This is a genomic window from Nostoc sp. XA010, from assembly GCF_020829625.1.
GTDB lineage: Bacteria > Cyanobacteriota > Cyanobacteriia > Cyanobacteriales > Nostocaceae > Nostoc.
Map to the genome: position 1 here is coordinate 76,669 of NZ_JAIVFX010000003.1, position 14,832 is coordinate 91,500.

A 14,832-nucleotide genomic window follows, 5' to 3' on the forward strand; every position below is an offset into this window, starting at 1 on the left:
ACTAGGAGATTTAAAGATGCATTCAGCTACTAATCAGAAAGGAAAGAATTCTGTAATTTCGCTAGAATTCAATGAACTATGCCCTTCTTTAATGGAACGTTTTATTAAAGAAGGAAAGCTACCTAACTTCCAGCGACTCTATGAACAATCGGAAGTTTATACAACCGATGCAGAAGAAAAACCACCATTTCTAGAACCTTGGATTCAATGGGTGACAGTACATTCTGGTCTTCCTTACAGTGAACATCAGGTTTTTCGTCTTGATGAAGGACACAACCTAAACTCAAAACGTATCTGGGATATTGTTTCAGAAGCAGGATTAAAAGTTTGGGTTTGTGGCAGCATGAATGCGAACTATAACTCTCCATTAAATGGATATATTATGCCAGATTTTTGGAGTACAAAAGTAACTCCTAATTCTGCTGAATTATTACCATACTTTCGATTTGTTCAAAAACAAGTTCAAGAACACACAAATGATTCTGCTCCTTTCAGCCGTGGAGATTATTTAAGATTTCTGGGCTTTATGAATAGTCATGGACTTTCATTAGATACCATTGCTGCTATTATCCAACAACTGATTCGTGAGAAAATCACAAAAAGGTATCGCTGGCAACGTGCAACTATTGCAGACAAGCTCCAATTAGATTTATTCCGCTCATACTATCAAAAGTTTAAACCACATTTTTCAACTTTTTTTATTAATAGTACAGCTCATTTTCAACATATGTACTGGCGGAATTTTGAGCAAGATAAATTTCCAGTAAAACCGTCAGAAAAAGAACAGCTAGAATATGAAAAAGCCATTTTATTGGGCTATCAACAAATGGATAAGTTGATAGCTAGTTTTTTAACTTTAGTAGATAGCCATACGACTTTAATGTTTTCAACAGCGTTAAGTCAACAGCCTTGCTTGACTTATGAAAATTCTGGAGGAAAACGCTTATATCGACCGCGCAAATTTGAAAATGTATTAGAATTTGCAGAGGTGAATAGTAAGTATGTTTGTTCTCCTGTAATGGCTGAAGAGTTTTACATTCGTTTTGAAAATGAGCAGGATGCAACTGAGGCTGAACAAAAACTCTTAGCTTTACAAGTTAATCAGCGTCCGATGATGCGATTAAAGCGCAATGGCAAAGATGTTTTTGGTGGCTGTGGAATTTTTGACCAACTCTCAAACGATGCAATTTTGAGTATTGCTAATAGCGAAAAATCAATACCATTTTTTAAAATTTTCTATCAAATAGAAGATATTAAAAGTGGTATGCATCATCCCGATGGTATTTTATGGATTCGCAAACCAAGCTGTCAGCATTCGATTCATAAGGATAAAGTTTCTCTGCTTTCTATAGCTCCAAGTATTTTAGAATTATTAGACATTCCTAAACCAGATTTTATGAGGGGAACTGCACTAGTTTAAAAACAGAGGTTAATAAGTAGCAAGGACTAATTAAATTGCAAACCATGTAGTTTGGGTTGAGGCACAAACACTACATTTACATGGGTTACGCGATCACCAACTCATCCGAAACTTATCCTATTTGATACAGCCGAACTTCATAAGGATTTAAAAGAGTACTGAAACTTGCCTCAGTGGATAGGTTAGTAATAGTTTTTTTATTAAAAGTAACTATTTTACCAGCTAACTTATGAGTAAGTTTTACTGTGAAATTTATCTGAGTGTGATTGTGATTAACAGCTATCATTAAATATTTTTTAGTATTAGGAATAGGGAATAATTTAACTTCTATATCTGAGTTGTTTACTTGTACTGGATTGCTTAAATCTTCTCCTCTAACGATTGCAGGAATGTAGTTTCGGAATTCTTGAATAGTAGGATACAAAACTGACTCATTCCAGGAACTTGAAGAAAGGTAGTGTATCCAAAATAGCAGCCCATCAGCCCCTGTAAGGACTGATAAATAAAACATATAGCGAAATTCTAGCTTTGTTGGTAATCGTTTTTTGGACTGCTTTTCGCTATAAGCTTGTACTACGTTCCAAAACTTTTTATTTTTTACATTAGCTAGAGAAATAACTTTATAGAGTGCTTGTCGGTAAGATGATACCCATTGGAATTCTGTAACTCCCTCTTCGCAAGGATAACGATCCCACATCAGTATATCCATTGCATCGGTGTAGGGTTCAATTTTTTTTATGTCGCCAAAAACTAACGCCACTGGCTTTGATTTATCTTCTTTTTTAATAGCTTTGTATACCTCTTTTAACAAATTTGGAGAAAGTGGCGTAGGTTTTTTTATCTCTGGTTCATCATAAAGATACCAACCATAGACGGAGGGATGATTTTTATAAGTACGAATAAAGTCTTTCACTCCTGAGATATTTTCTGATTCTATTAAAGGACGAGAAATCTCAACCAGAACCTTTACTCCTGCTTTTTTAGAAGCATCCAAAAATGCCTGGATTTTTGCCTTGCTCTCTTTTTGAACATAGGGCATTAATAAGTCAATTCCTCTAGAAGATACTTTGATTGGTACATTAATATTGTTAATATTGTCATACCAGCCTAATAAGAAGGGTAAATTTCGTTTACGAGTAGGGGTTGAATATTGTTTTTGAGCCAAACTAAACAGTATAGGACTAGTAGTAGCTGCCGCAAAACCAGTAATTAAACTTATAAGTTTACGCCGATTTATCATCTAACAATATCAAAATAAAATTACAAGCAATGAAATCAGGCTATTTCATTCTCAGAAGTAGCGATTGATGATATTATAACCCTGAATCGAAGCAATCTACAATCGCGTACTAGCAGACAAAGTTAAAAAAAAAGATAAGATTATGAGTTCTATTCTGATTACAGGTGTAGCCGGTTTCATTGGTTTTTACCTCTGCCAAAAACTGCTATCTCAAGGCGATAAAGTTATCGGCTTAGATAACTTAAACGACTATTATGATGTTAAACTAAAATGCGATCGGCTTCAGCAACTACAGGAAAATGAGAACTTTAGCTTTTATAAATTAAATTTAGCAGATCGAGAAGGCATAGCTAAATTATTTAGAGATCATCAGTTTGATATTGTAGTCAACCTAGCTGCTCAAGCAGGTGTGCGCTACTCCATTAAAAATCCCCATGCTTACACAGACAGCAATCTAAGCGGTTTCATTAATATTTTGGAAGGTTGCCGTCATTTCCAAGTCAAACATTTAGTATTTGCTTCTTCAAGTTCCGTATACGGAGCCAATACCAAGATCCCCTTTTCTGTAAACGACAATGTTGATCGCCCCATCAGCCTCTATGCCGCCACAAAAAAAGCTAATGAACTGATGGCATACACCTATAGTCATCTGTATTGCCTTCCAGCTACAGGACTACGCTTTTTTACGGTGTATGGACCTTGGGGCCGTCCTGATATGGCTTACTATTCCTTTACAAAATCCATCTTGGCAGGTGAACCAATTAACGTGTTCAATTATGGCAAGATGCAACGAGACTTTACTTACATCGACGATATTATTGAAGGTGTGGTGAGAGTTATTGATAAAATCCCTACACCAGATTTAGATGCGAGGATTCCTCCTTACAAAATCTATAACATCGGCAACAATCAACCCGTAGAACTACTACACTTTATTGAAGTGCTAGAAAGTCATTTGGGTAAAAAAGCACAGAAAAACTTTTTGCCAATGCAGCCGGGTGACGTTCCAATCACATATGCCGATGTTGATGATCTCGTTCGAGATGTCGGGTTCAGACCGAGTACACCAATTGAAGTAGGATTAGATAAATTTACATCGTGGTTCAAATCTTACTATGGCATTTAGTGCTTGGTAGACAAAATCATAGCTTTTCAAGACGCGGATTAAAACTAGCTCCGGTTTTCCCAGTCACAACCCACAAAATTGATCGCCCACAATCTCGCAACACCCGCACCAAGGTTTCTGACTTGTCTGCTTGCGAAGGAACCTCCACAGGTGTAACTGCAACCCCGTGACTACCGAGAACGATCGCGGCGATCGCTCTTGCCCTTGTCATGTGATAATTGGATGTAATTAGATAAATATGCTGTAACTTCTGCCTGACAAAATTTTCTACCAAAGTTGTAAAATTAGTCACAGTATCGGTTGCTCTAGCATCTAAGTGTAACCGCTGATTTGGAACGTCAAATTGTTGGAAAATACGGCGATTAACATCTAGATTCCAAGCATAATCAGAAACCCAAATATCTACATTAGTGTGAGATTGCCAAAATCGGGCAGCAAACTCCATTCTTTCGGAAGCACCCCCTAAGACTAAAATAGCCTGGGGTATTGGGGCTTGATGGAGTGCAACAGCTATTCTTACAGGAATAATATTAGCGAAGAAAAAGGCGATCGCAAAAACGATCATTACCAATATTTTTTGGGTATTGAAACTCAAAAGTATGCTGCTACTGCTACCTACTACGAAACCAGGAATCAAGCTGAGAAATTTACGTCGCCCCTTCGGCATAAAATGTCAAATTTAAAAACAGGGTTAATTAAATGTCGCATTGATTAGTTTGACAATATTTGGCATTATCTATAAATCCCTGCAACTTATTCAAGGGAATTATCTGCAATGCTGACCCACCCTGCACCTCAGCAGCGATGTAAGCAAACTTTTGTCCGCGATAATACTGGTCACGTCCAACTTTGCTGATATATCGGGACTTCTGGAAATCATTAGCAATATTAGAATTATAAATATTTTGTAACAATTTCACCGCATTGGCATTTTTTGTGGTGAATTTGAGGCGTTTATCACCACTAACGGTTATGCCTTCTTTAGTCACTGTCCCATTTTGAGAAGTGACATCAGCATAAAAGTATAATTTTCCCTTTGTACCCTCGTAGCCGTGGGCTTCGCTGTTGTATCTCAGGGTTGGTAGTTGAGGTCTGGTCTTTGCCCACTTCACAACGGTGCTGATGTTTTGTTCTGGAAGCGCATTTGCCGGAGTCACAGCCAAAATAACTGCGATCGCAGACAGTGTAGCATTGAATAAATAGTTAAATTTACAACTTTTGCTCATAGTATTTTCCCTATATAAAATGTTGATAGCTAAAGCTTAATTCAACGGAATTTAAGAATTATTTCCCGTTAGCGTTATTTATGAATATTTAGCTGTCAGTAGCAAAAACAACTTAACATCGGCTAATGGCTACTGTCCACCGACATTACCGTAGGCAATTTGATTTCAACTAAAATTTTGTATAAGTTGTAATAATCATAGGGTAGACACAGCCACAAACTTCAAAGTAGAGGTTCGCGGCATCAGTAGACCATAGCTAACCTATTACCTGGTTACAAAACTTAGATTTTGTCTCAGCCAAACAAGAGTATGTACTCTTAAGACTGGATGTATCTAAGCTACGGTTCTACACAGTTCTTAATAAACCAGCTTTGAGAACGCAAAACGTTCTAATCTAAAAGCTAACCGGGTTAATTTACTGGCAGTTTTGCAGGCACTACTCTCAAGCTGATAAAGCACAGACGCACCGATGTGTCAAGCCTCAAAGCGACCCAGACTTAACACATAAATGATTATGATGGGAGTTTTACAAATCCGATGAGTGTTAAGGCAAGTGGTGGAAGCTCAGTTGCGCGTCCGCAACTATATCAAACCCTAGCTGTAGCGACAATTACCCAAGCCGAGCAGCAAGACCGCTTTTTGGGAAATGGTGAATTAGATGAACTGGCAAGCTATTTTGCATCTGGTGCAAAGCGTCTAGAAATTTCTCAGACGCTAACGGATAATGCCGAGATTATTGTATCTCGCGCTGCCAACCGGATTTTTGTCGGTGGTTCGCCAATGGCTTTTTTAGAAAAGCCTAGAGAAATAGAAATAGTACCTGTTAGTGCTGGTGCTAATGTTCAGCAAGGGATGCAACTGGGAACTGTAACCTACGTTGAAAGTCGTGGTGGGTTCCTAGAAAATTTACGCTCAATATTTAACTCATCCCCCAGTGGTCCGACACCTCCGGGTTTCAGACCAATTAACATTGCTCGATATGGCCCAAGCAACATGGCCAAGAGCTTGCGGGATTTATCCTGGTTCTTGCGCTACGCTACTTATGCGATTGTTGCTGGCGACCCCAACATCATAGCGGTGAACACACGGGGTTTGCGGGAAATAATTGAAAATGCCTGCTCTGGTGAAGCAACGCTGGTAGCTTTGCAAGAAATCAAAGCCGGGTCACTTTCCTTTTTCCGCAAAGATCCTGAGGCTACAGAAATTGTGTCTCAGTACATGGATGTTTTGCTAACAGAATTCAAAGCAGCCACACCTTCAAATAAAGTCCGCCAACGCCCCTCTAGCGACCAGCAAGGGTTGGAACTGCCGCAAATTTACTTTAATGCGGCAGAACGGCGTCCCAAGTTTGTGATGAAAACTGGGTTGTCAAGTAGCGAAAAAAATGAGGTAATCAAGGCTGCATATCGGCAAATTTTTGAGCGCGATATTACCCGTGCTTATAACTTGTCCATATCTGACCTAGAATCCAAGGTGAAAAATGGCGACATCTCCATGAAGGAGTTTGTCCGTCGTCTAGCTAAATCTCCCCTTTACCAAAAACAGTTTTACCAGCCTTTTATTAACAGCCGAGTCATTGAACTAGCTTTCCGTCACATTTTGGGACGGGGTCCAAGTAGCCGCGAAGAAGTACAAAAATACTTCTCGATTGTTTCTAACGGTGGTCTGCCAGCCTTAGTAGATGCCTTAGTAGATTCTGCTGAATACAGCGACTATTTTGGCGAAGAAACAGTACCTTACCTCCGGGGTCTGGGTCAAGAGGCACAAGAATGTCGTAACTGGGGACCGCAGCAAGACCTGTTTAACTACAGTGCGCCTTTCCGCAAGATACCTCAGTTCCTCACCACATTTGCTGCTTACGAACAACCACTACCAGACCAACATCCCTATGGTTCTGGAAATGACCCCTTGGAAATTCAGTTTGGGGCGATTTTCCCGAAAGAAACTCGCAACCCCAGCACCAGTCCGGCTCCTTTTGGCAAGGATACCAAACGCATCCTGATTCACCAAGGGGCAGGGATTAATAACCAAAATAGTAATCCCAGAGCGCGGGGTGAAGCTCCTGGTACTCTTGGGCCTAAGGTGTTCAAGTTAGATCAACTGCCTGGTACTAGAGGTAAAAAGGCTGCCAAAAATTCTAGTGTCAAATTCTCCGAAAGCTCTACGCAAGCAGTGATTAAAGCTGCTTACCTGCAAGTTTTCGGTCGCGATCTTTACGAAGGTCAGCGTCCGAAAGTATTGGAAATCAAGCTGGAAAACGGCGACATCTCTGTACGGGAGTTTATCCGTGCTTTGGCTAAGTCGGATGTATTCCGTAATCTGTACTGGACATCGCTCTATGTTTGTAAAGCGATCGAGTATATTCACCGCCGCTTGTTGGGTCGTCCGACTTATGGTCGTCAAGAAATCAACAAGTACTTTGACATCGCTTCTAAACAGGGCTTTTACGCCATCGTTGATGCCATTATTGACAGCGTAGAATACACTGAAGCATTTGGTGAAGATACAATTCCTTACGAACGGTATTTGACTCCTGGTGGAGTATCAGGGCGGCAATTGCGCGTTGGTAGCATTCGTGAAGATGTTGCGGCGAAAGTTCAGAAGGAAGTAACGCCGACCTTTGTAACATTGGGTAGAGTCACAGAACAACGGTCAGAGCCAGATATTCAGTTCCGCATTAACCAAGGTGTCAGCAACCAACGGGAACAAACCAAAATCTTCAAGCTGGTGGCGAATATCAGTGACAAAGTTGCAGTGCAAACTTTGATCAGTGCTGCGTATCGTCAAATTTTTGAGCGGGATGTTGCACCCTACATCGCCAAAAACGAATTTACAAAATGGGAAAGCAAGCTGGGGAATGGCGAAATTAGTGTGAAGGAATTTATTGAAGGTTTGGGTTATTCTAACCTCTACCTGAAAGAGTTCTACACACCTTACCCCAACACCAAGGTGATTGAGTTGGGAACCAAACATTTCTTGGGACGTGCGCCACTAGACCAGGCAGAAATCCGCAAGTATAACCAGATTTTGGCTACTCAAGGTATTCGTGCCTTTATTGCTGCTTTGGTAAATAGTGTGGAATATAACCAGGTATTTGGTGAAGATACGGTGCCTTACCGTCGCTTCCCGACCCTACCTGCGGCAAACTTCCCGAATACGGAGAAACTGTACAACCAGCTTACCAAGCAAAACGATGACGTAGTTGTACCGAGCTTTAAGCCAGTGCAACCGCGTGTAGGAGTTAGCAACGATACTCCGCTTTTGGTGCAGGCGATCGCAGATATAGCAGCGCAAACAAATGGTAAGCCCTCATTTGCTGAACTGGGTCGTTCTTACAACGATGGTAGCGGACAACCTGTGGAAGTGGCTGTGCGTAAACATGCACGCATTTACCGTCTAACTGAAACCACAAACCAAGACGAAAGACAACAGGCAATCAACGCCATTTACCGTCAAGTGTTGGATGTATTTAGCGGTGAAGTGCCTGATAATTTCCGCCGTAGTGACCTAGAGGGCAAACTCCAAAATGGTGAAATTTCCGTCCGGGAGTTTGTGCGTCAACTAGCTAGTTCCGAAATCTATCGCCAGCGCTTTTTATCACCTTATCCTCATGCCAAGGTGGTTGAGTTCCTCTTGCGTCACCTATTGGGGCGTACACCCGCAGATCAGGAAGAAATTCGCCAGTATAACAATCTGCTAGTTGATGGTGGTTTGTCGGCTGCTGTAGAAGCAATAATCGATAGCCCAGAATATAGCCGCTACTTCGGTGAAGATGTTGTACCTTACAACCGCTTCCTATCCAGTAGGTAAATACCCCGGTAGTGTACAAGTGGCTGAATAGGGAATAGGGAATAGGGTACAGATTATTAACTGCCCTCTGCTCCCTTCCCCCTGCCCCCTTTGTAACCTTTCGTAATATTGCTCTCAGATTAGGGCTAAAACCCGAGATTCTGAAAGACAATATTACAAAGTGTTAAGAGCAGTAATAAATGCTCAACAGAATGCCGGAAAATGTTTTGCGGAAGGTAACTGAGTTTCAAAGCTTGTTTACTTGTGTTGACTCAAAAAAACTCGTAATTTATTAGCCGTAACAGTTATTAAACTGTTGTATCTAAAAGAACGAGAAAAGAAACTCAGTGAACCGAATTTAAGTCGCACTAGTTTAATCAAATCCTGCTTTCATTCGTATTTGGAGGAATCCATTAATGAGTATCGTCACGAAAGCTATCGTGAATGCTGATGCAGAAGCTCGCTACCTCAGCCCTGGTGAATTGGATCGGATCAAATCCTTTGTTGCTAGTGGTGAGCGCCGTGTGCGGATTGCTCAAGTTTTGACAGAAAATCGCGAACGTTTGGTTAAGCAAGCTGGCGATCAACTGTTCCAAAAGCGTCCTGATGTTGTGTCTCCTGGTGGTAACGCTTACGGTCAAGAATTGACTGCTACTTGTCTGCGTGACCTAGATTATTACCTCCGCCTCGTTACCTACGGTATCGTTGCTGGTGATGTTACCCCCATCGAAGAAATTGGTGTTATCGGTGTCCGTGAAATGTACAAGTCTTTAGGAACTCCTATCGATGGTGTTGCTGAGGGTATTCGTGGACTGAAGAATGTAGCTACTACATTGATGTCTGGTGATGATGCTGCTGAAGCTGGTAGTTACTTCGACTACTTAGTTGGTGCCCTGCTATAAGGTGATGCTGTTTCTCTGCCGAAACAGAAGTATTGCAATACGGTTGGAAATAAGGAATTAACAACATGGCTCAAGACGCAATTACCGCTGTAATTAACTCCGCAGACGTTCAAGGTAAATACTTAGACTCTTCTGCTTTACAAAAGCTAAAAGGCTACTTCGCCACTGGCGAACTGCGAGTACGTGCTGCTAGCACCATCAGCGCTAACGCTGCTGCGATCGTTAAAGAAGCTGTAGCAAAATCTTTGCTATACTCTGACATCACCCGTCCCGGCGGCAACATGTATACCACCCGCCGCTATGCTGCTTGCATCCGTGATTTGGACTACTACCTCCGCTATGCCACCTACGCTATGTTAGCTGGCGATCCTTCCATTTTGGATGAGCGTGTATTAAATGGCTTGAAGGAAACCTACAACTCTTTAGGAGTTCCCGTTGGTGCTACCGTGCAAGCTATCCAAGCAATCAAGGAAGTAACCGCTAGTTTGGTTGGTTCTGATGCTGGTAAGGAAATGGGTGTTTACTTAGACTATATCTCTTCTGGCTTAAGCTAAGAATTAGTTTGCGCTTAAGAATTTAGGTGCGACTTTATTAAGGTCTGGAAATCAGCCGTGAGTGCTAGAACGTTATATTGCTTATCTTGGTAAATTATCACTGATGAGTGTTAGTGGTCTAGTATTGATGTTTGATTTCCAGCCTTTGAATAATTAAAAGATTTGCACTCAACATTTTGAGATAAAAAAAGTTTTCACAAAGTTTACAGGAGATTTTCAAAACATGTCCCGTTTGTTTAAAATTACTGCTCTAGTTCCCAGTCAAACCAGAATTCGTACCCAACGCGAACTCCAAAATACTTATTTTACTAAGCTAGTTCCTTATGAGAACTGGTTCCGCGAACAGCAACGCATTCAAAAAGCAGGCGGCACAATCATCAAGGTAGAACTGGCAACTGGTAAGCAAGGTACTAATGCTGGCTTGTCGTAATTACTGTAGATAAAACATTATTTTAGAGAATTGGTAAGAGGTCAGTAAAGACCTCTTTTTTTTGCTGCTTGTATTTTTGAAAATTAAAGTAGCAAAATACTGGGGAAAACGAATAAGTGAAAATACGGTTGTAATAATGAGTATTTTTAGTATTAAAATGCGAACAGTTTTCCCAATTTTTTGGGCTTTTAAAGCTGTAATAAAACATTTGAAGGTTTAACTACAGAAAATCTTGTGATTTAAATAACCCTTTAGGGAATCAGTTGTCAAGTTTCACTAAAATTCACAAAGCAAAATTAGGTACAGTCATGAGGAGCCTTCCATGTACGGATTAGTAAATAAAGCAATTCAAGACATGGTATGCAGTCGCTTTGGCGAAGAGACTTGGAAAGAAATTAAGCACAAAGCAGAGGTGGACATAGATGTTTTTCTCAATATGGAAGGCTATCCCGATGACATCACCCACAAGCTCATCAAAGCTGCTAGTGTCGTTCTGAGTTTATCTACCCAACAAATTATGCAAGCTTTTGGAGAATTCTGGGTTCATTACACAGCCCAAGAAGGCTACGGCGAAATGATGGATATGAGTGGAGATACACTACCTGAATTTTTAGAAAACCTTGATAATCTTCATGCTCGTGTGGGAGTTAGCTTTCCCAACCTCCAGCCCCCATCATTTGAGTGTACTGATATGAAAGAAAATTCTTTGAGCTTACATTATCGCTCTGACAGAGAAGGGCTAACGCCAATGATTCTTGGACTAGTTCAGGGATTGGGAAACAGGTTTGATACAGAAGTTGATATTACTCAAACCCAGAATCGGGATGAGGGTGCTGAACATGATGAATTTTTAGTGATTTATAAACCAAATTGAGTGTAGCATGGCTTCTCCTCACCTTACGCTTTCGTCAGAGCTTCTGGCGAAAGCTTTTCCCTTCCACTTTGCCTTTAGCCGTAATCGAGAAATTGTACAAGCTGGTGATGTCTTAGGGCGCATTAGTCCTGAACCACTAGTTGGTAAATTGATTGAGCAGCATTTCCAAATAAATCGTCCAAAAATTTTGGTTGATTTTGATGCTATTAGTAAACAGTCTCGTGCACTGTTTATTTTAGAGTTTCTCCACAATGGAATGCAGCTCAAGGGTCAGATGATGTATCAACCAGAGCAGGAAGTTATATTTTTTCTAGGTTCTCCCTGGATTACAGATACAATTAGTCTGGCTCCTCTGGGTCTTAAACTCAAAGACTTTGCGATTCACGACCCGATTGTTGATTTCCTATTTCTGCTGCAAGCCCAGAACACCGCTTTGGCTGATGCTAGAAACTTAACAAGCGAACTTAAACAGCAAAGGGCAGAACTACGGAGTGCATTGCAAATCAAGGAGAATCTAACGGCAATTGCTGAGGCTCAGGCTAAAAAATTGGAAAAATCTCTCCAGGAGCTACAGCAAACTCAAGCCCAACTAGTTCAGGCTGAGAAAATGTCTAGTTTGGGACAGTTAGTTGCTGGAATTGCTCACGAAATTAACAACCCGGTTAACTTTATTTACGGGAATTTAAAATATGCAAAAGTTTATACACAGTCTCTGTTAAAACTTGTGCATCTTTACCAGCAGTTTTATGCTAATCCTGTATTAGAAATTCAAGAATATACTGAGGAAATTGAGTTAGACTTTTTACTAAATGATTTACCCAAAATCCTAAGTTCGATGCAAGTAGGAGCTGAAAGGATCTCTGAAATTGTCTTGTCTCTTCGGAATTTCTCTCGTCTTGATGAAGCGGAGAAGAAAACTGTTGATATTCACCAGGGACTGGATAGTACTTTGCTGATTTTACAGAATCGGTTTAAGAATAACATTGATCATCCTGGGATCAAAGTGGTCAAAAATTATGGAAACTTGCCTTTAGTCGATTGCTACGCTGGCCAACTCAATCAAGTATTCATGAATATTATCAGTAATGCCATCGATGCGCTCGAAAACTATAACGATAAACGAACGATCGCAGATATTCACGCTAATCCTAATAAAATTACAATTACTACGCAAATCATCGAAACGAAGTGTGTTATCCGAATTGCTGATAATGGGTCAGGAATGACAGAAGTAGTTAAGGAACGATTATTTGACCCATTTTTTACAACTAAGCCTGTAGGCAAGGGTACAGGATTAGGCTTATCAATTAGTTATCAAATTGTAGTTGAAAAACATAGGGGAACACTGAGATGTATATCAGAACCTGGACAAGGAACTGAGTTTTGGATTGAAATTCCCTTGTCTATAGACACAGAAGCAGTTAATTGCCTTAAATCATTAAGTCTTATGAATTATCAGGATTCAGCAATGCTTACAGTGAGGGAGTAAAACTCACCACTTTATTATTTTGACTCTCCGAACTTCTGAACTAAAGAAGCTTTAGATTCAGGATAACTCTAAATTACCATTTAAATTACTGTATCTGATGTATAAAATCGTGCTTTTTAATTTTAAATGCAGCGATCGCAAAAATTGATCGAGCGGTGTATTGAAGTTTACTATTTTAAGATTTATGGTTGTAAAGCTTACTTATGAGTTATAAATTATGATTTAGAGCTAATTTGTAAACTCAAGGAAAGTACTCGTCTCGTAAGGATTTCAGGAATTTAATTCAATAAAGTACTGATTAGCTGAAACTCAGACCTAGTAATGAGTTGAGTACTTTTAAGATTTTCTTTACGAATCAGCTCTTATGACTTTTACTGTTAACTCCTAATTTCTAACTTTTTACCTGTACTGCTCGTGAATCTACGCCGCCTGATTCCAATTTTTGATATTTCAGTCTCCAACTGGGCATTAGAAGCGCGGCTGTTGCGCTGGTTAACGTTGATTTGGCTGTTCGTCGGCTTGATCATGCTATTTTCAGCATCCTATCCTGTCGCTGATGGCAATCATGATGATGGGTTGTACTACTTTAAGCGTCAACTGCTTTGGGTCTTAGTTTCCTTAATCGGATTCAATATTATTGTTAATTTGCCATTGCAGAAAATTTTGGGAGTATCCCATTGGTTTTTATTACTGTTTTTGACGTTAATTTTCATTACACTGATCCCAGGATTGGGAAAAAAGGCTTTTGACGCAGCGCGTTGGATTGCGATCGGACCCATTCCGATTCAACCCTCAGAATTAATTAAACCTTTTTTGGTGCTGCAAAGTGCGCGGCTTTTTGGTCAGTGGGAACGAATCAGTTGGCGGGTTCGCTTGGCTTGGTTGGGTATTTTCGGTCTAGTACTTTTAGGAATTCTTGCTCAACCTAACTTGAGTACAACAGCACTTTGCGGTATGACTATTTGGCTAATTGCTTTAGCAGCTGGTTTACCTTACAAGTACCTGGGAGGAACAGCAATTGGCGGAGTGATGTTGGCACTACTTAGTATTAGCATCAAAGAGTATCAGCGTAAGCGGGTGATGTCATTCCTCAATCCTTGGGCGGATGCCACAGGAGATGGCTACCAGTTGGTGCAAAGCTTACTAGCTGTGGGTTCTGGTAAAACTTGGGGAGCTGGATTTGGGCTTTCTCAACAAAAGCTGTTTTATTTACCCATTCAGGATACTGATTTTATTTTTGCGGTGTTCGCTGAAGAGTTTGGCTTTGTTGGGAGTATGGTATTGTTGGCACTTTTAGCTACATTCGCCACTCTTGGATTAATCGTGGCGCTGAAGGCTAAAAACACAGTACATCGATTGGTGGCGATCGGCGTGACGATTTTGATGGTAGGACAATCATTGCTTCATATTGGTGTTGCTACAGGTTCTCTACCGACTACTGGCTTACCTTTCCCCATGTTTAGTTATGGTGGTAATTCCATGATTGCTAGCTTAATAGCTGCTGGGTTGCTGATTCGGGTAGCACGTGAGAGTAGCGAAGCTGAGGTAGTATCGTTGCAAAAACCCTTGTTGGAAAATGGCCGCAGACGCCGGGGTTTTCATAAAAATAGAAATTAAGCTAACCAAAACGGCGTTGCAGGAATTAAATAGATTATAGAAGACCTAAAACAGTTATGAGTTGTGTCAAAGTTTACCAGTTACATACTTCATACCTTGACCGATATGAAGGCTAAAAAACGCAAGAATATATCTTGATACAATTAGGAAATATGACCATTGATT

Annotated in this window: 11 protein-coding genes and 1 pseudogene; 9 read left to right on the forward strand and 3 right to left on the reverse strand. The window is 40.5% G+C overall.

What is annotated here, in order from left to right:
* Positions 1 to 16: 16 nt before the first annotated feature.
* On the forward strand, positions 17 to 1,420 hold the full coding sequence (locus tag LC608_RS05795; protein WP_229552632.1) for a hypothetical protein: 1,404 nt from the start codon (positions 17 to 19) through the stop codon (positions 1,418 to 1,420).
* Between the two features lie 112 nt (positions 1,421 to 1,532).
* Here the strand turns inward: LC608_RS05795 and LC608_RS05800 are convergent, their stop codons facing one another.
* On the reverse strand, positions 1,533 to 2,660 hold the full coding sequence (locus tag LC608_RS05800) for a glycoside hydrolase family 2 TIM barrel-domain containing protein (RefSeq protein WP_229552633.1): 1,128 nt from the start codon (positions 2,658 to 2,660) through the stop codon (positions 1,533 to 1,535).
* A gap of 142 nt (positions 2,661 to 2,802) precedes the next feature.
* Here LC608_RS05800 and LC608_RS05805 point away from each other — a divergent pair, with 142 nt between their 5' ends.
* Positions 2,803 to 3,786 carry an NAD-dependent epimerase gene (locus tag LC608_RS05805; RefSeq protein WP_229552634.1) on the forward strand — a complete coding sequence of 328 codons (984 nt, stop codon included), beginning with the start codon at positions 2,803 to 2,805 and terminating at the stop codon, positions 3,784 to 3,786.
* Positions 3,787 to 3,802: 16 nt separating this feature from the next.
* Here LC608_RS05805 and LC608_RS05810 read toward each other — a convergent pair whose 3' ends face one another.
* Positions 3,803 to 4,453: a YdcF family protein gene (locus LC608_RS05810; RefSeq protein WP_229552635.1), complete on the reverse strand. Its 651-nt coding sequence runs from the start codon at positions 4,451 to 4,453 to the stop codon at positions 3,803 to 3,805.
* A 28-nt stretch (positions 4,454 to 4,481) separates the two neighbouring features.
* Positions 4,482 to 5,012: a hypothetical protein gene (locus LC608_RS05815; RefSeq protein WP_229552636.1), complete on the reverse strand. Its 531-nt coding sequence runs from the start codon at positions 5,010 to 5,012 to the stop codon at positions 4,482 to 4,484.
* 537 nt (positions 5,013 to 5,549) lie between these two features.
* Here LC608_RS05815 and LC608_RS05820 point away from each other — a divergent pair.
* The 7 genes and pseudogenes from LC608_RS05820 to LC608_RS05850 all read left to right on the forward strand — a co-directional run.
* Positions 5,550 to 8,847, forward strand: a pseudogene (locus LC608_RS05820) (phycobilisome rod-core linker polypeptide); the annotation flags it as partial.
* 370 nt (positions 8,848 to 9,217) lie between these two features.
* Positions 9,218 to 9,703 carry an allophycocyanin subunit alpha gene (gene apcA, locus LC608_RS05825; RefSeq protein ID WP_100899350.1) on the forward strand — a complete coding sequence of 162 codons (486 nt, stop codon included), beginning with the start codon at positions 9,218 to 9,220 and terminating at the stop codon, positions 9,701 to 9,703.
* 65 nt (positions 9,704 to 9,768) lie between these two features.
* Entirely contained in the window at positions 9,769 to 10,257 is a 489-nt protein-coding gene (gene apcB / locus LC608_RS05830) for an allophycocyanin subunit beta (protein ID WP_100899351.1), read from the forward strand.
* 223 nt (positions 10,258 to 10,480) lie between these two features.
* Entirely contained in the window at positions 10,481 to 10,687 is a 207-nt protein-coding gene (locus LC608_RS05835) for a phycobilisome linker polypeptide (protein WP_190729938.1), read from the forward strand.
* Positions 10,688 to 11,009: 322 nt separating this feature from the next.
* Positions 11,010 to 11,561, forward strand: a complete 552-nt coding sequence (locus tag LC608_RS05840) for a heme NO-binding domain-containing protein (RefSeq protein WP_229552637.1) — start codon at positions 11,010 to 11,012, stop codon at positions 11,559 to 11,561.
* A 7-nt stretch (positions 11,562 to 11,568) separates the two neighbouring features.
* The gene (locus tag LC608_RS05845) at positions 11,569 to 13,050 is read left to right on the forward strand and encodes a sensor histidine kinase (RefSeq protein WP_229552638.1); all 1,482 of its coding nucleotides are present in this window, start codon (positions 11,569 to 11,571) and stop codon (positions 13,048 to 13,050) included.
* Between the two features lie 414 nt (positions 13,051 to 13,464).
* Positions 13,465 to 14,667 carry an FtsW/RodA/SpoVE family cell cycle protein gene (locus tag LC608_RS05850; protein ID WP_229552639.1) on the forward strand — a complete coding sequence of 401 codons (1,203 nt, stop codon included), beginning with the start codon at positions 13,465 to 13,467 and terminating at the stop codon, positions 14,665 to 14,667.
* Positions 14,668 to 14,832 lie beyond the last annotated feature (165 nt).

Coding starts and splice junctions, on each gene's coding strand:
- LC608_RS05795 (WP_229552632.1), top strand. CDS start 17: ATGCATTCAGCTACTAATCAGAAAGGAAAGAATTCTGTAATTTCGCTA.
- LC608_RS05800 (WP_229552633.1), bottom strand. CDS start 2,660: ATGATAAATCGGCGTAAACTTATAAGTTTAATTACTGGTTTTGCGGCA.
- LC608_RS05805 (WP_229552634.1), top strand. CDS start 2,803: ATGAGTTCTATTCTGATTACAGGTGTAGCCGGTTTCATTGGTTTTTAC.
- LC608_RS05810 (WP_229552635.1), bottom strand. CDS start 4,453: ATGCCGAAGGGGCGACGTAAATTTCTCAGCTTGATTCCTGGTTTCGTA.
- LC608_RS05815 (WP_229552636.1), bottom strand. CDS start 5,012: ATGAGCAAAAGTTGTAAATTTAACTATTTATTCAATGCTACACTGTCT.
- apcA (WP_100899350.1), top strand. CDS start 9,218: ATGAGTATCGTCACGAAAGCTATCGTGAATGCTGATGCAGAAGCTCGC.
- apcB (WP_100899351.1), top strand. CDS start 9,769: ATGGCTCAAGACGCAATTACCGCTGTAATTAACTCCGCAGACGTTCAA.
- LC608_RS05835 (WP_190729938.1), top strand. CDS start 10,481: ATGTCCCGTTTGTTTAAAATTACTGCTCTAGTTCCCAGTCAAACCAGA.
- LC608_RS05840 (WP_229552637.1), top strand. CDS start 11,010: ATGTACGGATTAGTAAATAAAGCAATTCAAGACATGGTATGCAGTCGC.
- LC608_RS05845 (WP_229552638.1), top strand. CDS start 11,569: ATGGCTTCTCCTCACCTTACGCTTTCGTCAGAGCTTCTGGCGAAAGCT.